Source organism: Pseudomonas defluvii (assembly GCF_001695625.1).
Classification (GTDB): Bacteria; Pseudomonadota; Gammaproteobacteria; order Pseudomonadales; family Pseudomonadaceae; genus Aquipseudomonas; species Aquipseudomonas defluvii.
In genome coordinates this window covers 65,290-86,820 of sequence record NZ_MBPN01000002.1, presented here as the reverse complement: position 1 = coordinate 86,820, position 21,531 = coordinate 65,290, and the positions used below count along the sequence as shown (strand labels likewise).

19 protein-coding genes are annotated in these 21,531 nt (G+C 59.8%); 10 read left to right on the top strand and 9 right to left on the bottom strand.

Annotated features, from left to right (window positions below):
- Positions 1 to 47: 47 nt before the first annotated feature.
- Positions 48 to 1,607, bottom strand: coding sequence for a glycogen synthase GlgA (gene glgA, locus EKA13_RS00970; protein WP_065757665.1), 1,560 nt, complete (start codon positions 1,605 to 1,607; stop codon positions 48 to 50).
- 449 nt (positions 1,608 to 2,056) lie between these two features.
- On the opposite strand from glgA, the gene EKA13_RS00965 reads away from it, so the two are divergent.
- The 4 genes from EKA13_RS00965 to zwf all read left to right on the top strand — a co-directional run bounded on the left by EKA13_RS00965 (position 2,057) and on the right by zwf (position 9,203).
- Positions 2,057 to 5,827: a dermonecrotic toxin domain-containing protein gene (locus EKA13_RS00965; protein WP_065757664.1), complete on the top strand. Its 3,771-nt coding sequence runs from the start codon at positions 2,057 to 2,059 to the stop codon at positions 5,825 to 5,827.
- Between the two features lie 60 nt (positions 5,828 to 5,887).
- Positions 5,888 to 6,586, top strand: coding sequence for a hypothetical protein (locus EKA13_RS00960; RefSeq protein WP_065757663.1), 699 nt, complete (start codon positions 5,888 to 5,890; stop codon positions 6,584 to 6,586).
- A gap of 140 nt (positions 6,587 to 6,726) precedes the next feature.
- Positions 6,727 to 7,707 (top strand): phosphogluconate dehydrogenase (NAD(+)-dependent, decarboxylating), encoded by a 981-nt coding sequence (gnd, locus tag EKA13_RS00955; RefSeq protein WP_065757662.1) that lies wholly within the window; start codon positions 6,727 to 6,729, stop codon positions 7,705 to 7,707.
- Positions 7,704 to 9,203: a glucose-6-phosphate dehydrogenase gene (gene zwf / locus EKA13_RS00950; protein ID WP_065757661.1), complete on the top strand. Its 1,500-nt coding sequence runs from the start codon at positions 7,704 to 7,706 to the stop codon at positions 9,201 to 9,203. Before gnd ends, zwf begins: the two co-directional genes overlap by 4 nt.
- Positions 9,204 to 9,281: 78 nt before the next feature.
- Here zwf and nhaB read toward each other — a convergent pair whose 3' ends face one another.
- Positions 9,282 to 10,784 carry a sodium/proton antiporter NhaB gene (gene nhaB, locus EKA13_RS00945; RefSeq protein ID WP_065757660.1) on the bottom strand — a complete coding sequence of 501 codons (1,503 nt, stop codon included), beginning with the start codon at positions 10,782 to 10,784 and terminating at the stop codon, positions 9,282 to 9,284.
- A 165-nt stretch (positions 10,785 to 10,949) separates the two neighbouring features.
- Here nhaB and EKA13_RS00940 point away from each other — a divergent pair, with 165 nt between their 5' ends.
- Positions 10,950 to 11,762 (top strand): crotonase/enoyl-CoA hydratase family protein, encoded by an 813-nt coding sequence (locus EKA13_RS00940; RefSeq protein WP_065757659.1) that lies wholly within the window; start codon positions 10,950 to 10,952, stop codon positions 11,760 to 11,762.
- Between the two features lie 37 nt (positions 11,763 to 11,799).
- A complete protein-coding gene (nudC, locus tag EKA13_RS00935; RefSeq protein WP_065757658.1) occupies positions 11,800 to 12,630 on the top strand; it encodes an NAD(+) diphosphatase in 831 nt (276 codons plus the stop codon).
- On the opposite strand, the gene EKA13_RS00930 is transcribed toward nudC, so the two are convergent.
- From EKA13_RS00930 to EKA13_RS00910, 5 genes are all read right to left on the bottom strand, one after another.
- Complete coding sequence (locus EKA13_RS00930) at positions 12,598 to 13,377, bottom strand: TSUP family transporter (RefSeq protein WP_065757657.1); 780 nt, start codon at positions 13,375 to 13,377, stop codon at positions 12,598 to 12,600. The genes nudC and EKA13_RS00930 overlap by 33 nt on opposite strands.
- A 122-nt stretch (positions 13,378 to 13,499) precedes the next feature.
- Entirely contained in the window at positions 13,500 to 14,267 is a 768-nt protein-coding gene (locus EKA13_RS00925; RefSeq protein WP_065757656.1) for an SDR family oxidoreductase, read from the bottom strand.
- 26 nt (positions 14,268 to 14,293) lie between these two features.
- Complete coding sequence (locus EKA13_RS00920; protein WP_065757655.1) at positions 14,294 to 15,361, bottom strand: phosphotransferase family protein; 1,068 nt, start codon at positions 15,359 to 15,361, stop codon at positions 14,294 to 14,296.
- A gap of 193 nt (positions 15,362 to 15,554) precedes the next feature.
- Positions 15,555 to 15,872, bottom strand: coding sequence for an SCP2 sterol-binding domain-containing protein (locus tag EKA13_RS00915; protein ID WP_065757654.1), 318 nt, complete (start codon positions 15,870 to 15,872; stop codon positions 15,555 to 15,557).
- A gap of 57 nt (positions 15,873 to 15,929) precedes the next feature.
- Complete coding sequence (locus tag EKA13_RS00910; RefSeq protein WP_065757653.1) at positions 15,930 to 16,640, bottom strand: histidine phosphatase family protein; 711 nt, start codon at positions 16,638 to 16,640, stop codon at positions 15,930 to 15,932.
- Positions 16,641 to 16,843: 203 nt separating this feature from the next.
- On the opposite strand from EKA13_RS00910, the gene sohB reads away from it, so the two are divergent.
- The 3 genes from sohB (at position 16,844) to EKA13_RS00895 (ending at position 18,697) form a co-directional block, all read left to right on the top strand.
- On the top strand, positions 16,844 to 17,860 hold the full coding sequence (gene sohB, locus EKA13_RS00905) for a protease SohB (RefSeq protein WP_065757652.1): 1,017 nt from the start codon (positions 16,844 to 16,846) through the stop codon (positions 17,858 to 17,860).
- A 157-nt stretch (positions 17,861 to 18,017) separates the two neighbouring features.
- Entirely contained in the window at positions 18,018 to 18,212 is a 195-nt protein-coding gene (locus EKA13_RS00900; RefSeq protein WP_065757651.1) for a hypothetical protein, read from the top strand.
- Positions 18,213 to 18,394: 182 nt separating this feature from the next.
- Positions 18,395 to 18,697 carry a hypothetical protein gene (locus EKA13_RS00895; protein WP_065757650.1) on the top strand — a complete coding sequence of 101 codons (303 nt, stop codon included), beginning with the start codon at positions 18,395 to 18,397 and terminating at the stop codon, positions 18,695 to 18,697.
- On the opposite strand, the gene EKA13_RS00890 is transcribed toward EKA13_RS00895, so the two are convergent.
- A complete protein-coding gene (locus EKA13_RS00890; protein WP_065757649.1) occupies positions 18,694 to 19,116 on the bottom strand; it encodes a group II truncated hemoglobin in 423 nt (140 codons plus the stop codon). The genes EKA13_RS00895 and EKA13_RS00890 overlap by 4 nt on opposite strands.
- Positions 19,117 to 19,223: 107 nt before the next feature.
- Positions 19,224 to 19,553 (bottom strand): hypothetical protein, encoded by a 330-nt coding sequence (locus tag EKA13_RS00885; RefSeq protein ID WP_065757698.1) that lies wholly within the window; start codon positions 19,551 to 19,553, stop codon positions 19,224 to 19,226.
- Positions 19,554 to 19,923: 370 nt separating this feature from the next.
- Here EKA13_RS00885 and EKA13_RS00880 point away from each other — a divergent pair, with 370 nt between their 5' ends.
- Positions 19,924 to 21,414, top strand: coding sequence for a DASS family sodium-coupled anion symporter (locus EKA13_RS00880; protein ID WP_065757697.1), 1,491 nt, complete (start codon positions 19,924 to 19,926; stop codon positions 21,412 to 21,414).
- Positions 21,415 to 21,531 lie beyond the last annotated feature (117 nt).

Here is a 21,531-nt window from a genome sequence, read left to right as displayed (position 1 = left end):
GGGTTGGCAACTGGGCCGGGCTTTTGGGCATGCCCGTTACCTCGTGCTTATGAGTGACCTTGAGTGGCGCGTTCTACCAACGCTTCATACAAACGGGCGTAGGGCTCTACCGCCTGGCACCAGTTGAAGGGTTGGGTCATCGACAGGCAGCGCATGGCGTGCAGCAGGTCTTTTTTGGCATAGACATAAAAGGCCCGGCTCAAGGCTTCGCGGTAACTCTCCACCGTAGACTCGTTGAACAGAAACCCGGTGACGCCATTTTCGATGGTGTCGGCCAGGCCGCCGGTATTGCGGGCTACCGGCAGTGAACCGAAGCGCTGCGCATACATCTGGCTGAGGCCGCAGGGCTCATAGCGTGACGGCATCAGCAGGAAGTCGCTGCCGGCAAACATGCGCCGGGCGTCAGTTTCATTGAAACCGATGCGTACGCCGATCTGCCCTGGAAAACGTAGCGCCAGGTCACGCATGGCCTGTTCTTCTTCCGGCTCGCCACGGCCGATAATCGCGATCTGGCCGCCTTGTTGGACGATGTATTCGGCAACGCCCAGCGTCAGGTCCAGGCCTTTCTGATAGACCAGTCGTGACACGACTGCAAACAGTGGCCCCTCGCTGGGCTGCAAGCCGAACAGCGTGCGCACCTGTTGGGTATTGCGCGCTTTGCCCTCCCAGTCGTTGAGGCTGAAGGGGTGGCTCAGGTGAGTGTCGGTAGCCGAATCCCAGCTCTCGTCGATACCGTTGGGAATGCCACTCAACAGGCCCAACTGCGCCTTGCTCGAGAGAAAACCGTCGAGGCCGCAGCCAAACGCGGGTGTGGTGATTTCCTGCGCGTAGGTGGCGCTGACGGTGGTGATGTGGCTGGAATAGGCAAGGCCTGCCTTGAGGAAGGAGAGCTTGCCATAGAACTCCATGCCTTCCTGCTGCAGGGCGTGTTCAGGGATGGCCAGTTCCGGGCAGCACGCCCGGCTGACCACCCCCTGATAGGCGAGGTTGTGAATGGTGAACAGGGTTGGGGTATGCAGGCCGCGCCAGTGCATGTACGCCGGCGCCAGGCCAGCGGGCCAGTCATGGGCATGCACCAGGTCGGGCTTCCAGTGCACCATGCCCTCGCCAGCCGCGATCTCGGCGGCGGCCAGCCCCAGGCGGGCGAAGCGGATGTGGTTGTCAGGCCAGTCGCGGCCATTGTTTGCCCCGTAGGGCGTGCCTTCGCGCTGGTACAGCTCTGGGCAGATCAGGACATAGATCACCAGGCCGTCGGCCAGGTCCATGCGGCCGATCTTGCAGGGAGGGAGTGCGGCGTGCCCGCCCAGTTCCCCGACCAGATGAATCGGATTATCGCTTTCCAGCACCTGCGGATAGCCGGGGATCAGTACCCGCACGTCATGCCGGTGGCTCATGGCGCGCGGCAGGGCAGCCGAGACATCACCCAAGCCACCGGTCTTGACCAGGTCGGCAATCTCGGACGTGACGAACAGGATTTTTTTCTTGTTCGGGTTTTGCTGTGGTACGGGCTTGGAAGGCGTCGCTGCAGGTGCGAAAGGGGGGCTGGCCGGCTCGATGACTTGAGCAGTGAAATGCGTTACATGAGGTTCGACAGCAGCATCAATCATACGTCTCTCCGTCCCTATGCAAACGGGTGTAATGGCACCCGAAATGGTCATTAGCGGTAAAGCGATTTCTCTGTTTTATACGTCGTGTTGAGGTGTTCGTTTTCTTGCATGCAAACGCCGCACCCATTGATGCTTTCAGCCGAAGGCGTGTTTCAGACTGAGGGCGAAAGGGTTGTACCTGTTGTCAGGAACCCTGGCCTGGTTACTACTGGGTGGTTAGCCCGTTTTTCAGGCGTGACCGGTGCGACAGGGCAATTTCCCCAAACGTTATCCGGGCAGCGTTATGAGTGTAGGAGAGCTTGAGCGAAATATGTGACCCGCTGGTCACTTTAGCGAGGGTTTTGTGAAGGTTAAGAGGTTTTGTTGCAGGGCGGTATCAGGATACCGCGTGGCATTGGCAGCACTGCGTTCAAATCGGGCCTTCAGTTCTACACAAGAAGGCTTTTCAGATGACAGACCTACACTATGCCCAATGGCGCGAGCGCCATGTTTCACAGGCAATGACCTTGGCTGGTATCGTTGCCTCCCGACCCACCCTGGACGCGGTGGCCGAGCAACTGCTGAACCGAGAATGGGCAGCGCGGCAATTGCCCGTGACGTTGGACCCACTGCATATCACCGTGCGTGGGCCGGTGTCTGACCAGGCGAGTACCGCGCTGAGCCTGGCTCAAGCAGTGGTTCAGCAGTGCGCCAGCAAAGTGACCTGCAACCTTACCCCCGGCCATGATTTCCTCACGCAAGAGCAGGGCGCCGAATTTCCTCAAGGCCTGACGCTTGATCTGCATACCGTGGAGTTGCTGATCAATGCCTGCGGCACTGCACTTCTCGATGCGTACAAACAGGCACTGGTCGAATTCTGGAACCGCGCATTACCCACCGGGCAAACACCGCTCAGTTGCACTGAGCACTGGCTGCGGCAGCATTTTGCAATCGCAGTCCAGGTCGCGAAGGCGTCGGGTCGCCTTACCGCTACCCAGCAGTCACTGCTCACTGAACTGGCCCGCTACCCTGTCGAGGCGGATCGTTCACGGGTTACCGAACTGGCCAAGGTAAAGCTGTACGTGCTGGGTGTACCGCCGGGCGAGCAGGGGGGCGCTGGCGAACTGATGAGCAGCCTGATCATCAGCGGGCTGGAGGGTGAGCACAATACCCAGGTGTACCTGTACGACCTGAGTGGCTATCTGCAACCCTTCGACTCACTCCAGGCGTTGCTGCAATATGTTGAACAATGGCCCGAACACCGTGCGGCCACCTGTACCGTTTCCCGTACCCTGGGCGACATGTTCGAGGCTCAGGCACGTTTGCTGCTTGAGCAGCAGCTCCATTGGATTGACCTGATGGGCAAGCGCGCGGACCTTGATGGCAGTACCTTCGCTGCAACGCTGGATGGCGTGATCTCGATGCAAGCCATCGGGCAACTGCAGGCCATTGATTATGCACGTGAGCTGTCCCGGCATCTCCCGGAGTGGTTGTTGAGCGCACGCAAAAGTGACCAGGATCGCTATCTTCAGTGCCTCAAGGCAGTGGCACAGATACCGGAGGTCATGAGTGGCCGTTCTTATCTCGACGGTATTCCGACGATCGAGGTCTTTGCACAAAAGCGCCTGCAGCAACAAATGCTGCGTGATCACCCTGATGCCCAGGCCGTGGCGATCGAGCAGATCGAAGTCCTCAATCATGAGGTGATCGGTGCAGCGTTGGGTAGCGCTGGCAACCTGACGGTGCAGGGTACGATTAAAACCAGCGTCCGCAGCCTGACACAACTGGCACTCGACAACCTTGAGAGCTTGCGCCCCGGGGCACTTGAAGTTCGCACCCGAGGCGCGGCTGCCTTGCCGGAATGGTTCGACATTGACTATGTCAGGCACCTGGTCCGTAGCGTCGATGCAGGCGCGCAGTATCAGGCCTTGTTGGCAAACCAACTGCGTGATGATGCTGCGCAGGTTGAACTGCGCTATCCGTTGTTCAGGGCCCAATGGTATGGGCAACTGCCGTTGCTGGCACTTGAATACACCATTCGCGGTGCATGTGGCTTTACCGAGGCGGGGTATGAGTTGGCGGTTGCACTGACGTCATCGCCAGCGGGGCCGTCGCCAACGGTGTCCGCACTGGCCTTTGTCGCTGAACCGGGCGCCTCGGCGGACAAGGTAGAGAACACCTACTTGATTGAGCCTTCCTCGCCGGGGCCTCTGCTGTTGTTTCGACCCCTGCACGCCACGCCGCTGTTGCAGTTTGCCTCGCGCAAGGCTCTGTTGGAGCAGATTGTGGCTGACCCAGGGTTGCAGGCGGACATCGTGTCCCGCTTGGCCGATCTGGTACGGCCGATCTACGACCATGGCGGTTTCAGCGAGCCGCACCTGCGAAGGGTTCTTCTGGAACCCGATTTCCAGCTCATCGAAACGCCGGCACCTGTAGTGTTGAGTAGCCTGGCACTGCCGGGTGAGGCCGCTCGGCATGTCTATGAAGGAACTGTTGCGCAACTGCTGCGCATTGCCGACTTGCAGTCCATCTCCAATGCCGAGGACCGTGCAAAGCATTGGCAAACGCTCAGTTGGCTGCTGTTCAATACGCTGTTGCCATTTGTGCGTGGTCCCTTGGCCGCTGTGGGTTGGGCGCTGGCGTTTGCCCATGGTGTACAGCAGCTCAACGGCCAGACCAGCCCGTCGCAACTTGTACCGGCCTTGCTCGATCTGTTGTTCTGCCTGATGTACGTCCTGGAGTTACTGCCGTTACCGGTACGGCCATCGGCTGCAGGGGCTACGTCGTTACCCCCGGCAACCGAGGCTCCGATATCGCTGCGTGTTGAAGAGGCGCCCGCGGTATTGAGTAACGGTACGGTGCTCAATCAGTTGGACTTTTCCTGGTCCTCGGCTCAAGGCCGGTTGTCGAGCGCACAGGTTCGGGCGCTGGCACGTTTTCGCTCAGCTAAATCAATCGACACACTCGGCTCGCCGGATGCGCAGGGCGTGTATTCCTTCCAGCACAAAAACTGGGTTCAGATCGGCCATGACGTTTATCCGGTGCGAGTGGATGAAGAGGGGGTACGCATCGCCGACAGCCGCACACCGGATGAGCCAGGGCCCTGGCTGAAACGTCAGGCCGATGGCACCTGGGCGTTGGACCTGCGTTTACGCCTGCGCGGTGGCATGCACGGCAGTGCGCGTATACGTGCGGCCCAGGTGAGCAAGCAGGCGCGTATTGCAGCGTTACAGGGAGAGCTGACAACCCAGCGTGCGCAACTGGAAGCGCTGCGGGACGCACCCAGGCGCCCAGAGGAAATATCCGGGGCTGAACTGGCCAGCCTGATTGAACGGCTGCGTCAGCACGACGAATTGGTCGGGCAGGTGATCACCAACATGCAAACGCTGAACGACCTGTCGGCGGTAAGCGGCTATCGGCGCATTATGGCCGAAATGCTCAGGCAGCACATGCTGGTCAAGGGGCAACTGTCTTCAGAGCTGCGTTTGCAGCGCTTTAGCGTCAAGCAGTTGATCGACCGCTTGGTCGACAGTTTCGAGGGGCGAGGGGGGTTGCCTGCGTTGCTCAAGGGGCACGGTACGCCGGAACGTGCACTGTTGGAGAAGTATTGTGCCAAGCAACAGGCCCAAATCACTGAAATTGCCGAGACGACTTACGCCATGGAGTCGCTGGCGCCAGTATTGGAAAAAGCGCTTCCTGATGGCCCTCGTTACTTGACGGAAACTCAACTGCTTCAGGTCGGGTTGTCATCCTCCCTGGCCTGGCGGGGGACGCAGTTGTACACGATGGCCCTCGGGATCATCCTGAAGATCGAAGACAGCAGCACGGTGTTGCTGGAACAGGTCATTCCGCAAGCCAAACTGGCCTGTCGGTTGAGAATCGATGCGAAGGACCCTGCCTTGTCGGCGCAGGAGCAGGTGGAGGTGTTGGATAATGCGGTACGAAGTTACCAAAAATCACTCGACACGCTTGATAACTATCGTCAAAGCCTTGATGAAGCCGAACATCAGGCGTTGCTGGCGCCGCTGCTCGATCTGATTCAGAAACTCCTGGACCAGGCATTACAGGCGCTGGCAGAGCAGATCACTCGCCTTCCCAAAGCGCCAAAGCCCAAACCTGGGCCTTCCAGCCGGGGTAAAACGCTGATTCGTACCCGAGGGCAGCGACTGGTCGTCGGGCAGCGTCGTGCTGAGGGGCACGCCGGGCAACCGGCGATTGTCGATGTAATGGACCCGATCTAGAACACGGTCATTACCAGTTATGAGCAGACCCCCGGCGAGTCGGTGTGGCGCGAGGTGCCAATGGCCCAACGGACGCAGGCCACCGCGCAACCGGGTGTTGCCCTGCGGACATTGCTGGGGCGTGCCGATGCGCTGTTGCGTCAAGCCGATCAGTCTATTGCGCGTGCTCAGGCCCAGTCACTGACGGCTCAGTTGCCTTCTGACATGGAGGACCTGCTGGTGTTGCAGGCCCGGCCCTTGATTGACTTGTACACGCAGATCGATGCGCTGCTCATTCGTGACAACGCGACCGATGAGGCGGTGACGGGGCAGTCTGCAGAATTGATAAACAAGGCCTTATGGGACAAGTCTGAGCAGATGCGCGAGGCTGGCAAGCGGATTCGTATCGAGATGATCAAACGCCAACTGCCAACGGCTGCACGGATTGCCTACCTGCACGAGCAGAAGGCGATCATCATCGCTCGTACTGTCAGGCGTAAACCGTTGAAGGACAAGCAGCAACGGCTGGTGGACTACCTGGATGAGTACGAAATACGTGACAAGGATGGCGAAGTGCTCTGGTATGCCCATTTTCATTACGCCAGTGCCGACGCAGCCGAGCGTGACTTCAGCGCTGCCCATGTGAAAACCCGCGAGCAACGACGACAAGGCTTGCAGTGGCAGAAAGCCCAGGCCAGCGACGGTCAGCAGGTGATTGCGATCTATCGCGCCAAACTGGACAAGAAAACCGCAGATGACGTGTTTCTCGGCCAACCCTGAGTGAACGACGGCGCTGCTGCAGGCGTTGGCCGGTCAGTCATCGCGCGTCGGTGCGCTTTATGACGGCCAATGCCTCTCTCTGGACTAATCTTGAGCCCAACAACGGGCTGAATTTTCCGACATCCAGTGGAGCCATCGTCATGCAATTGGGAATCGTGGGGCTGGGCCGCATGGGCGGCAACATCGCGAGAAGGTTGATGCGCCATGGCCATCTTCCAGTGGTTCACGACCGTAACGTGGAGGCAATCGATGCTCTGGTCGTTGAAGGCGCGCGCGGCGCGCAGAGCCTCGAGGACATGGTTGGTCTGCTGGACAAGCCGCGGGCCGTTTGGGTAATGCTGCCAGCTGGCGAGGCTACCGAGCAGACCATTGCCCGGTTGGCCGACCTGCTGGAAGCCGATGACGTGATTATTGATGGTGGTAACACCCACTACAAGGATGACATCCGTCGGGCCGACACCTTGGCCACACATCAACTGCATTATGTCGATGTAGGAACCTCGGGCGGCGTCTGGGGCCTGGAGCGCGGCTATTGCATGATGATCGGTGGCGAGGCAGCCATCGTGGAACGGTTGGAATCGTTGTTCATCGCACTGGCGCCGGGGGCTGGCAACGTTCCCCGTACCGGGGGGCGCACGGGCCCGCTCGGGCGCGCTGAGCAGGGCTACATCCATGCCGGGCCTGCAGGTGCCGGTCATTATGTGAAGATGATCCACAATGGCATCGAGTATGGCCTGATGCAGGCTTATGCCGAGGGCTTCGACCTGCTCAAGAGCAAAGCCAGCGCAGCACTGCCCGCCGAGCAGCGTCTTGACCTCGACCTGGCCGAGATTGCCGAGGTCTGGCGCCGTGGCAGCGTCGTCACGTCCTGGCTGCTAGACCTGACCGCCAGCGCGCTGGTCGCCGATCCGCAACTCGACAGTTTCAGCAGCGCCGTTGCCGACAGTGGGGAGGGGCGTTGGACCATTGATGCGGCAGTCGAGCAGGCAGTGCCCGTGCCGGTGTTGTCGAGTGCCCTGTTCGCGCGCTTCCGCTCACGCCAGCAGCAAGGCACCTATGCCGACAAACTGCTTTCAGCGATGCGTTTTGGTTTTGGTGGGCACAGTGAGAAGTTCGAATGACGCTATCCAAGGCTGAAACCGCTGCACCGTGCACGCTGTTTCTGTTTGGTGCCAATGGCGATCTGGTCAAACGTCTGCTGATGCCTGCCCTGTTCAACCTGCAGCGTGATGGCTTGCTTGACCCGCGCATGCGTATTGTCGGGGTCGATCACAACCCGTCCGCCGACCGTGAGTTTGCCGCGCGTCTGGAAGCCTTCATGCGTGAACGCGACCAGGGTAATGAGGGCACACGCTGTTTTGATGAAAAGCGATGGGGGCGCCTGGCCAGGCGTATTCACTATCTGACTGGCGATTTCCTCGCCTCGACCACCTATCAAGCCATCGCGCAGCGGATCGACAAGAGCGGCCCGGGCAATGCCATCTTCTACCTGGCTACCGCGCCGCGTTTTTTCGCCGAGGTAGCCCGGCAACTGGGCGGTGCAGGGTTGCTCGACGAAGCCAACGGCTTTCGTCGGGTTGTGGTGGAAAAACCGTTCGGTTCCGACCTGGCCAGCGCTGAGGCGTTGAATGCGGCGTTGCTCGCGGTGATGAGCGAAAAGCAGATCTACCGCATCGACCACTACCTGGGCAAAGAGACGGTGCAGAACATTCTTGTCAGCCGCTTCTCCAACGGCTTGTTCGAGGCCTTCTGGAATAATCACTACATTGATCATGTGCAGATCACCGCAGCCGAAACCATCGGCGTGGAAAGCCGTGGCGGGTTTTACGATCACACCGGGGCATTGCGGGACATGGTGCCAAATCACTTGTTCCAGTTGCTGGCGATGGTTGCCATGGAGCCGCCAGCGGCGTTTGGCGCCGATGCCGTGCGCAGCGAAAAGGCCAAGGTGATCGGGGCTATCCGGCCTTGGTCGATGGCCATGGCTTTGAAAAATTCGGTGCGTGGGCAGTACACGGCAGGCAAACAAGGGCGCAAGAAACTGCCGGGGTATCGCGATGAGCCCAGGGTTGGCCCGCATAGCCAGACCGAAACCTATGTTGCGTTGAAAGTCATGATCGACAACTGGCGATGGGTCGGGGTGCCATTTTACCTGCGTACCGGCAAGCGGATGAGCGTGCGTGATACCGAAATCGCCATCTGCTTCAAGCCAGCGCCTTATGCGCAGTTTCGTGACAGCGATGCCGAGCGGCCGAAGCCCAACTACTTGAAAATCCAGATCCAGCCCAATGAAGGGATGTGGTTTGACCTGCAAGCCAAACGCCCGGGGCCAACCCTTGCCATGGAGACGGTGGAGTTCGGCTTTGCCTACAAGGATTTTTTCAAGATGCAGCCATCAACGGGCTACGAAACGCTGATCTATGACTGTCTGACCGGCGATCAGACGTTGTTCCAGCGCGCCGACAACATCGAGAATGGCTGGCGTGCGGTACAGCCTTTTCTCGATGCGTGGCAGTGTGGCGGCGATGTACAGCCGTATGCGGCTGGCGAAGATGGCCCGGCTGCAGCGGATGAACTGCTGGCACGGGATCACCGCGCCTGGCATCCGATTGGCTGAAAATTGGCTGAAAAAAACAGGGCTTCGACCGGCGGTTGCCTGTCGAAGCCCTGTTCGGCGCTCAAGTGTGCTGTTGGCCTACAGCCAATAGGTCACGGCCCACCAGCCCAGCCCGCCCATGACGATGGTGTAGGGCAGGGCCATCCAGACCATCCGCCCGTAGGACAGGCGAATCAGCGGTGCGATGGCCGACGTCAGCAGGAACAGGAACGCCGCCTGGCCATTCGGGGTGGCCACACTCGGCAGGTTGGTGCCGGTGTTGATCGCCACCGCCAGGGTTTCGAAATGCTCGCGGCTCATGCTGCCTGCCAGGAACGCCTGCTTGACCTCGGTGATGTAGATCGTGGCGACGAAGACGTTATCGCTGATCGCCGACAACAGGCCGTTGGCAATGAACAGCATGCCGGGTTGCTGCTCGGCCGGCAGGGCCAGTACCGCCGCAATCAGCGGGCTGAACAGTTGTTGTTGGTGGATGACCGCGACCACGGCAAAGAACACCACCAACAACGAGGTGAATGGCATGGCGTCCTGGAAAGCGCGGCCTAGCCGATGCTCATCGGTAATCCCGGTGAAGCTGGTGATCAGCACGATGACCAGCAGGCCGATCAGGCCCACTTCGGCGATGTGCAGGCCAAGGCTGACAATCAGGATCAAGGCGGCCAGGCCCTGAATCAGCAGTGCGGCGCGTTGCTGGGAGGTGCGGGCGGCATCGTCTTCGGCAGCGTAGGCGGCGAGCACGCGGCGCACGTTGTCCGGCAGCAAGGTGCCATAGCCAAACCAGCGCAGTTTCTCCAGCAGCACGCAGGTCACCAGGCCGGCGGCCAGTACGGGCAAGGACACCGGTGCGACCTTGAGGAAGAAGTCGGCAAAGTGCCAGCCCATTTCATGACCGATCAGCAGGTTCTGCGGCTCACCCACCAGGGTGCAGACACCGCCCAGTGCCGTACCGACTGCGCCGTGCATCAGCAGGCTGCGCAGAAAGGCGCGGAACTGTTGCAGGTCTTCATGGTGCAGGTTTGCCAGGTGCTGATCATCATCGACCAGCGACTCTTCGCGTGGGTTGTTGCCTGATGCCACCCGGTGGTACACCGAGTAGAAGCCCACGGCGGCACTGATGATCACCGCGGTCACGGTGAGGGCATCAAGGAAGGCCGACAGAAACGCCGAGAGAAAACAGAACAGCAGCGACAACAGTGCCTTTGAGCGCACCCCGAGCAGGATGCGCGAGAACACGAACAGCAACAGCTCTTTCATGAAGTAGATGCCAGCCACCATGAACATCAGCAGCAGGATGACCGGGAAGTTGTGTTGCAGCTCTTTGTACAGTGTTTGTGGCGTGGTCATCCCCAGCAACAGGGCTTCGACCATCAGTAACCCGCCGGGCATCAATGGGTAGCACTTGAGCGCCATGCCCAAGGTGAAAATGAATTCGATTACCAGTACCCAGCCAGCCACTACCGGGCCGAGGGTAAACAGCAACAGTGGGTTGAGCAGCAGGAACAGGCAAATGGTGGCTTTATACCAACGTGGCGACTGCCCGAGAAAATTGTGGGCCAGGGCGCCGGCCAGGGAGCGGGACATGAAAAATGTATCCTTATGATTCAACAGCTGCGCAACTTGCCGGATGTGGACGACAAGATCAAGGCGGATGTAGTCCTTGTTTTGGCAAAACCACGGTCTGGGTGTCGGCCGTCACCTTGATATAGTCCTGCGAATTAACCCTGCCGTAGCCTAAGGAGTGCCGTTGTGACCGACTATCAAGCGTTCAAGGTCGAACTGTCGAACAACATTGCCCATGTACAGATCAACCGTCCGGAAAAGGTCAACGCGATGAACGCCGCGTTCTGGACGGAAATCATCGACATTTTCAAATGGATCGACGATACCGATGCTGTGCGGGTCGTGGTGATCAGCGGCGCGGGCAAGCATTTCTCGTCCGGCATCGACCTGCTGCTGCTGGCCTCGGTGGCCAACCAGCTGGGCAAGGACGTTGGCCGCAATGCGCGCCTGCTGCGGCGCACCATTTTGCAGATGCAGGCGTCCTTCAATGCCGTCGACACGTGCCGCAAACCGGTCCTGGCGGCCATTCAGGGCTACTGCCTGGGGGGTGCCATCGACCTGATCACTGCCTGCGACATGCGCTATGCCGCCAGCGATGCACAGTTCTCGATCAAGGAAATCGACATGGGCATGGCGGCGGACGTCGGCACCTTGCAGCGTTTGCCACGTATCATCGGCGATGGCTTGGTGCGAGAACTGGCCTATACCGGCCGTACCATCGACGCAGAAGAGGCGCGGCAAATCGGCCTGGTCAACCGTACCTTCACCGATCAGGCCAGCCTGCTCGACGGGGTCTTTGCCATTGCCAAGGAAATTGCGGGAAAATCCCCCATTGCCGTGGCCGGCACCAAGGAGATGCTCAGCTACATGCGTGACCACCGCATCGACGATGGTCTGGAGTACATCGCCACCTGGAATGCTGCCATGCTGCAGTCCACCGATCTGCGGGTAGCCATGGCTGCCCACATGAGTAAACAGAAACCCGAGTTCGCCGACTGAAACCACCCAGCCGCGGGCTCGCACAAGGAACCGGAATATGTCAGTGCGTTGGACAACCGCGGTACTGGATACGAACATCAGCGGCGGCTTGGCGGTCGCCCGCTGTGCCCAGGGTTTTCTGGTCGACGATAACGGTGCCTTGTTTCCCCGCGATTGGCTCAAGCGCCAGGGCCTGGAGGTGTTGTGCGAACACGGCATCGGCTATTTTGATGGGCAACCGGTGTTTCTGTTGGAGCTCAAGGCCGAGCAGGACGTACCCGGCTGCAGCTGGCGTGGGCTGCGCCAGTTCATGCTCGAAGGCGACTTCGAGATCTACAAGGTGCTGGGGTACGCCGCGCAAATCGGTACCTGGGCCCGAGAGCACCGCTTCTGCGGCAGTTGTGGTCAGCCGATGCAACAGATCCACTGGGAGCGCGCGATGTACTGCGCGCCGTGCGAGCTGCGTTTCTACCCACGCATCTCGCCCAGCATGATTGTGCTGATCACCCGTGGTGATGAAATCCTGTTGGCCCGTTCACCACGCTTTGTCACCGGGGTGTACAGCACCCTGGCAGGCTTTGCCGAACCAGGTGAGTCCGCTGAAGACTGCCTGGTTCGTGAAGTGCGTGAGGAAGTGCAGGTCGAGGTGAAGAACATCCAGTACGTCGGCAGCCAGTGCTGGCCGTTCCCGCACTCCATGATGCTGGGGTTCCATGCTGAGTACGCCGGGGGCGAGATCGTCATGCAGCCTGACGAGATCGAGGATGCCCGGTGGTTCCGGGTAGATGCATTGCCGCCGTTGCCAGCAAGCCGCTCTATCGCCCGGTACCTGATTGACCTTTATGTAGCCCGTCGTTCAGGCCTGGCTGAACCAGTGTTGCCAAGCTAAGCGGACAGTCAGCCCGAGCACAACGGTGATGAACACCGGGCGGATAAACTTGGCGCCGCCGCTGATGGCGGTGCGTGCACCGAAAAACGCACCCACCATCAGCGCCGAACCCATGGACAGCCCGATCAGCCAGTCCACTTGCCCCGAAAAGATGAACACCGACAGTGCGGCTGCGTTGCTGACAAAGTTCATGCTGCGCGCCACACCGCTGGCCCGTACCAGGTCGATGGGGTACAGCAGCAGGCTGCTGACGGTCCAGAAGGCGCCCGTGCCAGGGCCGGCAACGCCGTCATAGAAACCCAGGGAAAAACCTTGGGGAAACTGCCTGCCTTTCTTGATCGGCGCGTTGGCGTCCAGTGGCGCCTTGGGCGTGCCGCCGAACAACAGGTAGACGCCGCAGGCGAAGACGATCACCGGTAGCATCTTGTTCAACCACTCGGCGGGCAGGTAATGGGCGGTGACCGCGCCAATCAATGCACCAATCGCCGTACCGATCAGGCCTCGACGCCATTGAATGGGGTCGAACAGCTTGCGCCGGTAGAACGTGAAACCGGCGGTAGCCGAGCCAAAGGTCGAGCTGAGTTTGTTGGTACCCAATACCAGGTGCGGTGGCAGGCCGGCAGTCAGCAGGGCGGGTGTGGTAAGCAATCCGCCGCCACCGGCGATGGCATCGATAAAGCCGGCGACAAAAGCAACGGCGGCGAGAATGGCGAGGGTGGTCAGGTCAACGCTGAGTTCAAAAGGCATTTAATCGGCTTAATTCGGCAGGGCGCAGAAGGGCCGACATGGTACCGCCAGGTGCCTGCAGGAGCCAGCCTTGCTGGCGCCTGCAGCCGCAGGCAAGCCAACAAGCCGCCTCGCCGCGCGGCTCAGGACAGGAAACCGCCATCGACGTTCAACGCCACCCCTGTGGTGTAGCTCGAGGCATCGCTGGCCAGATACAGCACCGCACCCGCCATTTCCTTGGGATCGGCCACGCGCTTGAGCGGAATTTGCTGCAGGGCCGTATTGAGGATGGCCTCGTTTTTGACCAGCGCGGAGGCGAACTTGGTATCGGTCAGGCCGGGCAGCAGGGCATTGCAGCGGATACCGAACGGGGCGCACTCCTTGGCGAACACCTTGGTCATGTTGATCACGGCGGCTTTCGTCACCGAGTAGATGCCCTGAAACAGCCCCGGCGAAACCCCATTGATTGAGGCAACGTTGATAATACTGCCGCCGCCGTGCTCGCGCATGAGCTTGCCGGCTTCCACCGACATGAAGAAGTAGCCGCGGATATTCACGTCAACGGTCTTCTGGAAGGCACTCAGGTCGGTGTCCAGTACGTTGCAGAACTGCGGGTTGGTGGCCGCATTGTTTACCAGAATGTCCAGGCGCCCGAATTGCCCGCGAATAACGGCAAAGGTCTCGCGGATCTGTTCCATTTCGCCGATGTGACATGCCACGGCGGTCGCCTTGCCGCCTGCCGCGATAATGGCATCGGCGACGTGCTGGCAGCCTTCGAGCTTGCGGCTGGAGACGATGACATGGGCGCCCTGCTGGGCCAACAGGTGCGCAATGGCTTCGCCGATGCCACGGCTGGCCCCCGAGACAAAGGCGATCTTGCCGTCGAGGTCGAACAGTTGGGTCTTGGACATGGGCTTTTCCTTTCTTCTTGTTGGTGTCAAAGGCTGGATTTTTCGATGACCTGCAGGCTCATATGCTCCAGCAGTCTGTTCATGTGGATGAACGGGGCGAAACGCTTGTCCTGGGTTTGGCCGTGATAAAAGCGGTAGTAGATCTGCTGGATGATACCGGCCAGGCGGAACAGGCCGTAGGTGTAGTAAAAATCAATATTATCGATCGTGATGCCCGCCCGTTCGGCGTAGTAATCAATAAATTGGCGACGGGTCAGCATTCCGGGGGCGTTACTCGGCTGGCGGCGCATCAGTTGTACGGGGGCAGGGTCTGTTGCTTCTATCCAATACGCCAGGGTGTTACCCAGGTCCATCAGCGGGTCGCCGAGGGTGGTCATTTCCCAGTCCAGTACGCCAATGATCCGCATTGGGTTGGCGGCATCAAGGATCACGTTATCGAAGCGGTAGTCGTTGTGAATGATGCCGGGGCGCGCGTGGTCTGCCGGCATCTTCTCGCGCAGCCAGGCGACCACGGCTTCCCAGCGCGGCGCGTCAGGGGTCAATGCCTTCTCGTAGCGACTGCTCCAGCCTTCGATCTGGCGCTGCACGTAACCTTCAGGCTTGCCGAGGTCGGTCAGGTTGCAGGCGCTATAGTCGACCTGATGCAGCTCGACCAGGCGATCGATGAAGCTCTTGCACAAGGCTTCGGTGCGCTCGGCGTTCAGGTTCAGCTCTGCCGGCAGGTCGGCGCGCAGGATGATGCCCTTGACCCGTTCCATTACGTAGAACTCGCTGCCGATCAACGAGGCGTCGGTGCAATGTACATAGGCCTTGGGGCAATAGGGGAAGCCACGGTTGAGCTGGTTGAGGATACGGAACTCACGGCCCATGTCGTGGGCCGATTTGGCCTTGTGCCCGAAAGGCGGGCGGCGCAGTACCAGTTCCTGCTGCGGGTACTGCAGCAGGTAGGTCAGGTTCGAGGCCCCGCCGGGGAACTGACTGATGCGCGGCGTGCCGCCCAGGCCGGGAATCTGTGCTTTCAGATAAGGGTCGATGAGGGCGACGTCGAGTTCTTCGCCGGGACGGACCTGGGTGGACTGGTCGTTGAGCGTCATGCTTATCCCTTATGATTGAGGCCTGAGATTATTGGCTAATCTAATTCTGGCCCTCGGGCCGAACAAGTGTCGCAGGGCCTTATTGGCGGCCGTGTTGCCGGTCGATCAGTGGTCCTGATGGGCCAGCAAAAGTGCAGGCGAAAAAAAACCGAAGCAGGCAACACTTCGGTTTCAATTGCATCCGGCAGACGGCTTAAACCGGGAACAGCTCGCTGAGCTTCATCGACAGCATCATGTCGCCTTCAACGCGCAGCTTGCCGCCCATGAAGGCCTGCATGCCGTCGGTTTCGCCGCTGACGATACCCTTGAGGGTTTCGCTGTCCATGACCAGGGTGACGTTGGCGTCTGGGTTTTCGCCTTCCTGCAGGTCACAGGTGCCATCCTTGATGATCAGCGCGTAGTGCTTGTCTTCGTCGGTCACGTTGAAACCGAATACCAGGTCCAGGCCAGCAGCGGCAGCTGGGTTGAACTTGGATTTCATGGCTTGAACGGCATCAGCTACAGAGGTCATGGTGCATTCCTTATTAAGTGATTTCGGCGACCGGCAAAGGTCACCATGGGCCGGTACTCAACGATAGGTCATGAGTTCCGGCGCCTTCAACAGCTGCACATGGGCTTGGCTGTTGAAGGAAGCCAGGGCCACCTCGCTGCCACGAAACTTCAATTGGCTGAGCGAGGTGTTGATGATCTGCCAGTTCAGTGCGAAGGCCTGGTCTGGTGTCATTCGGGTAATCAGGTGGAGCAGGGCAGTAATGGTGCCGCCCGACGTAAAGATCGCGATATTGTCGCCATGCTCGGCCTGTTGCAGCACGCGTTGCAACCCGGCATTTACCCGGGCGACGAAACCCTGCCAGCTTTCCACCTCGGGGTGATGGTAGTCACCCGTGTGCCAGCGGCGAACAATCAGGGCGAAAATACGCTGAAACTCACTGCGGTGTTGTGCCGCGTTGCGCAAGACATCCAGTGCGTGGGGCTCGTCTGGCAGCAGGCTCGGCAGCAGGGCGCGGATCAGCGTATCAGCATCGAACTCGTTGAAGGCGCTGTCGGTTTCCAGCCTCGGCACCGTGGCGCCGGCCTCCTGCATGCGCGCCAGTGCCAGGCGCCCGGTATCCTGCTGGCGACGCAGATCGCCGGCCAGGCAACGGTCCAGGCGCAGGCCCAGTTCGGCCAGGTGTTCGCCAAGCACGGTGCTCTGGCGAACACCGACGGGCGAGAGGACGTCGTAGTCGTCTGCACCAAAGGAGGCCTGGCCATGTCGAATCAGGTAAATGCTGCCCACGTTGCGACCGTCTGCCGGAATTAAGGGTTTCGGCGAGGTTAGGTTGCCGCTGTCAGGCTGTCAATGAAAAAACATACAAGCGTTTGAAAAGGTTGTTTGAACTGTAATGCCGGTGTTTTCAGGCGCTGGCAGGGGCGGGGTAGCGTCGGTATGCTTGAGCCCTGGTTCGCGCCGTATGGGCGCAGGCATGTTAAGGAGTTACTGTGGAGTTTCTTGCTGAGTACGCAAGCTTTCTCGCCAAGACCGCGACCCTGGTGATCGCGATACTGGTTGTTCTGTCGGCCCTCGCCGGCCTGCGTGGCAAGGGTCGGCGCAAGGCCGGTGGGCAATTGCAGGTCACCAAGCTCAACGACTTCTATAAGGAGCTACGTGAGCGGCTGGAGACCAACCTGCTCGACAAGGCCCAGCTCAAGGCCTTGCGCAAGCAGCAGGGCAAGGCCGAGAAGTTGCAGAAAAAAACACCTGACGAGAAAAGCCGGGTCTTCGTGCTGGACTTCGACGGTGACATCAAGGCGTCTGCCACCGACAGCCTGCGGCATGAAATTACGGCGCTGCTGACGCTCGCGACGCCGCGTGACGAGGTCGTGTTGCGCCTGGAGAGCGGCGGCGGCATGGTCCACAGCTACGGCCTGGCCGCTTCGCAGTTGGCGCGCATTCGCCAGGCGGGTGTACCACTGACCGTGTGCATCGACAAGGTCGCGGCCAGCGGCGGCTACATGATGGCCTGTATCGGCGAGAAAATCGTCAGTGCACCGTTTGCCGTGCTGGGCTCCATCGGCGTGGTGGCGCAGTTGCCCAACGTCAATCGCTTGCTGAAAAAGCATGACATCGACTTTGAAGTGCTGACCGCAGGTGAGTACAAGCGCACCCTGACCGTCTTCGGCGAGAACACCGAGAAGGGGCGGGAGAAGTTTCAGGAAGACCTGGACGTCACTCACCAGCTGTTCAAGGATTTCGTGTCGCGCTATCGCCCTCAGTTGCACATCGACGAGGTCGCCACCGGCGAAGTCTGGTTGGGTGTTGCCGCGCTGAACAAGCATCTGGTTGATGAGCTGAAAACCAGCGATGAGTACCTCAGTGACCGTGCCCGAGAGGCGAACCTCTATCACCTGCATTTTGCCGAGCGCAAAAGCCTGCAGGAGCGGGTTGGCTTGGCTGCCAGCAGTTCGATCGAGAATACGCTGGTGGGCTTGTGGAGCCGTTTGAGCCGCTGGCGCTGAGTCAACGGTGTCCTCGGTGAGGCAGCTGGTCGGGCTTTTTGCATTTCGGACTTTAAGTCTGCAAATGACCAGCTAGTCTCAGTTTCTGTTGATGGCCGGTATTTTCAGGTAATCGATGGGTTACCGGTAGCGGTCTATCGCAGGAGGGGGCGCAAGGATGAGTGATCCTTACATTGAAGACGATGGGGACGAGTTTCCAATCAATAGCCGGGTCCGCTGTGGCCAGGCGGCAGTCAGGCTCGGCTTCGCCAACATGACTGCCGACGATGCGTCAGGCCTGAACCCGCCTGTCAGCCAGCAGCGGCGTCGCCTGGCCAAGTTCGTGCCCAGGGTTGTGGTACCGAAGCGTTAACGAACACGTCAAGAATAGCCCCGTCTGCATGAGGGGCTTTTTAATGCCTTTTGTCGGTAACAGCCTGTTGAGCAAGGTATTTTTTCTGATTGATTGATCTCGCTCAAACGCCTGAGCAGTTGGTCTCGCGGCTGTAACACTTGTGTGTCTTACTAGGTGCGATTCAATCGAGGAGGACCTCAATGCGTATCAGGGAAGCGACTTATTGGCGCTGGGCAGACCGGCAATTGAGCTGCCGTAGCCATGATGAAAAACTCAGCGACGGCATCAGTATTGATGTGAAAACCCGCCTTTCACGTACTGGCGCTACACAGTTGTTCGTGGGTATCTATGCCCGCAACGGCAAGGCGTTGGTCGAGGAGTACTACGCGAACCGGCCTTGCGAAAGCATGACCCGGGCGTTGGTGTGGGGGGTTGATCGGGCCCGGGCCTTGGCCACGGGCGCGATAGCGATTGAAACCCAAACGTTACGGCGCCAGGCCTAGGGCGTGCCGTGGCGATTGTGGCTGGCCTGGACAATGCGTTGGGCTGGCACGCGTAACTGCGTTAGCAGGTATTCGGCAAAGTCCGCGTCGTAGGGTTGCAAGGCAATGGCCTGTGCCATGCACTCAAGCCACTGGGCGCTATGGGTTTCATCGATCGGCCACTGGGCATGGAATGCCGGGATCGAGATGGGCCCATAACGCTCACTGAACAGCCGTGGGCCACCCAGCCAGCCGCTGAGAAAACAGGCCAGCTTGTCCCGGGCCATGCTCAAATCTTGCGGGTGCATGCGTCGAATGAGTGCGGCTTCCGGGCGTTCGTCCATCAATCGATAGAAATCATCGACCAGTCGGCGCAGGCCATCAATGCCGCCAGCGGCTTGGTAGGACGCATCTCCGGTACCGAATGCAGGTTTGTTCATCCGCAGGACTCATGAGCTCAAAGCGTCATTGTAGCCAGAGCCAGCGCCGTCTTGAACGAAAAAAGCCCGACCTTTTCAGGCCGGGCTTTCTCACGGCATTGGCGTGATCAGCTGTAACGGTCGATCAAGCGTACGCCAGGCTGGTTTTGTACGGCGGCCCATTCATGTTGCAGGGTCTGCAGTACGTTACCGATGAAGTGGGTATCGGCAGCGGCCTTCTTGCCGACGTAGCCATGGCCACGGCGGTACATCTTGAAGCGGGCACGCATGTTCGGGTTGCGTTGCTCGAACTCTTCTTCGCCAGCCAGCGGCGAGACCTTGTCGATGCGAACTTCGCCCGAGTCGCAGACCCAGAGAATGTGGCTGTCGAGACTGTCCTTGCGTGCTGCGAACAGCCGGGCCAATTCGTCGATAGTAGGTTGATTGTTCAAGTTCATCATTAAAGCCCCCTTAACCACCATTAATTGTTGAGTTATTGCTTGGCGCCAATCATGTAGCGTTGACAGAAAGCTGCTACAGCAGCGTCACAACAGGGGGCTTCTACTTTCTGCCTTTTGGGCAGTACCCATCCAGCGACAGCTCTTGGATCCGTTGAGCCGTCTGGAACACCCTTGCCAGCGCTCCCGATCGGGGAGACGTCTGCATCATGCAAGCGGCGATGAACGGCGTCAATAGGGTTTGTAGTGTTTTTTTATCTTCACTACATATTGTCCGACAATACCGGCCCCGGGCTTATTGATCCGCATCAGCGCAGGTGTCATCGGGATGGTGGATCATGACCGGCACATGCCTTTCAGGGAGATCCTCATGCATTCACCGGCCTCCGCGCCTTCTTCAGAAACCGCCAAGGCTTCGCTGCCATTGGGCCTTATAGTCGGTATTGCGGCCTTGATTGCGGTGCTGTTGCTGCCATTGCCGGCTGACTTGCCTGTGGCGGGGCAGCGGGTCTTGGCGATCCTCGCATTTGCCGTGGTCATCTGGATCACTGAAGCGGTGTCGTACGAAGCCAGCGCCATCATGATCACTTCGCTTATGGCGTTCTTGCTTGGCACGGCACCGACCCTGGCCGATCCCTCGGTGACGTACGGTTCGTCCGCCGGGATCACCATGGCCTTGACCGGGTTCTCCAACGCAGCGCTGGCGCTGGTGGTTGGCGCCTTGTTCATTGCAGCGGCCATGACCCACACCGGGCTGGACCGGCGTATCGCACTGGTGACCTTGTCCAGTGTTGGTGTCAGCACCCGGCGCATCCTCTTGGGCGCCGTCGCAGTCACGGTGCTGCTTAGCCTGGTAGTGCCCAGCGCGACGGCGCGCAGTGCCTGTGTGGTGCCGATCATGATGGGGGTGATTGCGGCCTTTGGCGTCGACAAGCGCTCAAACATCGCCGCCGGGATCATGATTATCGTTGCGCAGGGCACCAGTATCTGGAATATCGGTATCCAGACCGCAGCGGCACAGAACCTGCTGACAGTGGGCTTCATGGACAAGATGCTCGGCGGACGGGTGTCATGGATTGACTGGCTGATCGCCGGGGCGCCCTGGGCGGTGCTCATGTCGTTGGTGCTGATCGTCGTGGTACTGAAAATGCTTCCGCCAGAGAGCGACAGCATTCCCGGTGGCAAGGCGGCGGTGGCGGATCAGTTGGCCGCATTGGGGCCGATGACGTCTGCGCAGAAACGCTTGTTAGGCGTTTCGGTCCTGTTGCTGCTGGCCTGGGCCACCGAAGGCAAGTTGCATCGCTTTGACACGACCTCGACCACCTACGCCGGGCTGGTCTTGCTGTTGCTGCCGCGCTTTGGCGTGATGACCTGGAAAGATGTGCAGTCGCGCATTCCGTGGGGCACGGTGATTGTCTTCGGTGTCGGGATCAGCCTGGGCACTACCTTGCTCACGACGCAGGCCGGGCAGTGGCTGGGGCAGCAGGTCGTGGCCCATACCGGCCTGGACCAACTCGGTACATTGGGGGTGTTCTCGATTCTCGCGGCGTTCCTGATCCTTATCCACCTCGGCTTCGCCAGTGCCACCGCACTGACCTCGGCGCTGCTGCCCATTCTGATTGCCGTGCTGCAGACGTTGCCGGGCGACTTCAGTCGCCTGGGGATGACCATGGCGTTGGGGTTTGTCGTCAGTTATGGCTTCATCTTGCCGATCAACGCGCCGCAGAACATGGTCTGCCTGGGTACCGAAACCTTCAATGCCAGGCAGTTTGCTCGGGTCGGTGTGGTGATTACCCTGATCGGCTACCTGCTGATGCTGGTGTTCGCGGCGACCTGGTGGCACTGGCTGGGCTGGATGTGAAAACAGGGTGAGACTTCGCGGTGGCGTCGACACCGCGTGGGAACTGGCGTGCCAGTGATGCACACACCGCGAACTCACTGCACCCAGTCAACACCTTTGCAGGCAGGCTCACGCTCG

What these genes read in the sequence shown, in the direction of transcription:
- glgA (WP_065757665.1), bottom strand. Translation starts at nt 1,607, where the DNA reads ATGATTGATGCTGCTGTCGAACCTCATGTAACGCATTTCACTGCTCAA.
- EKA13_RS00965 (WP_065757664.1), top strand. Translation starts at nt 2,057, where the DNA reads ATGACAGACCTACACTATGCCCAATGGCGCGAGCGCCATGTTTCACAG.
- EKA13_RS00960 (WP_065757663.1), top strand. Translation starts at nt 5,888, where the DNA reads ATGGCCCAACGGACGCAGGCCACCGCGCAACCGGGTGTTGCCCTGCGG.
- gnd (WP_065757662.1), top strand. Translation starts at nt 6,727, where the DNA reads ATGCAATTGGGAATCGTGGGGCTGGGCCGCATGGGCGGCAACATCGCG.
- zwf (WP_065757661.1), top strand. Translation starts at nt 7,704, where the DNA reads ATGACGCTATCCAAGGCTGAAACCGCTGCACCGTGCACGCTGTTTCTG.
- nhaB (WP_065757660.1), bottom strand. Translation starts at nt 10,784, where the DNA reads ATGTCCCGCTCCCTGGCCGGCGCCCTGGCCCACAATTTTCTCGGGCAG.
- nudC (WP_065757658.1), top strand. Translation starts at nt 11,800, where the DNA reads ATGTCAGTGCGTTGGACAACCGCGGTACTGGATACGAACATCAGCGGC.
- EKA13_RS00930 (WP_065757657.1), bottom strand. Translation starts at nt 13,377, where the DNA reads ATGCCTTTTGAACTCAGCGTTGACCTGACCACCCTCGCCATTCTCGCC.
- EKA13_RS00925 (WP_065757656.1), bottom strand. Translation starts at nt 14,267, where the DNA reads ATGTCCAAGACCCAACTGTTCGACCTCGACGGCAAGATCGCCTTTGTC.
- EKA13_RS00920 (WP_065757655.1), bottom strand. Translation starts at nt 15,361, where the DNA reads ATGACGCTCAACGACCAGTCCACCCAGGTCCGTCCCGGCGAAGAACTC.
- EKA13_RS00915 (WP_065757654.1), bottom strand. Translation starts at nt 15,872, where the DNA reads ATGACCTCTGTAGCTGATGCCGTTCAAGCCATGAAATCCAAGTTCAAC.
- EKA13_RS00900 (WP_065757651.1), top strand. Translation starts at nt 18,018, where the DNA reads ATGAGTGATCCTTACATTGAAGACGATGGGGACGAGTTTCCAATCAAT.
- EKA13_RS00895 (WP_065757650.1), top strand. Translation starts at nt 18,395, where the DNA reads ATGCGTATCAGGGAAGCGACTTATTGGCGCTGGGCAGACCGGCAATTG.
- EKA13_RS00890 (WP_065757649.1), bottom strand. Translation starts at nt 19,116, where the DNA reads ATGAACAAACCTGCATTCGGTACCGGAGATGCGTCCTACCAAGCCGCT.
- EKA13_RS00885 (WP_065757698.1), bottom strand. Translation starts at nt 19,553, where the DNA reads ATGAACTTGAACAATCAACCTACTATCGACGAATTGGCCCGGCTGTTC.
- EKA13_RS00880 (WP_065757697.1), top strand. Translation starts at nt 19,924, where the DNA reads ATGCATTCACCGGCCTCCGCGCCTTCTTCAGAAACCGCCAAGGCTTCG.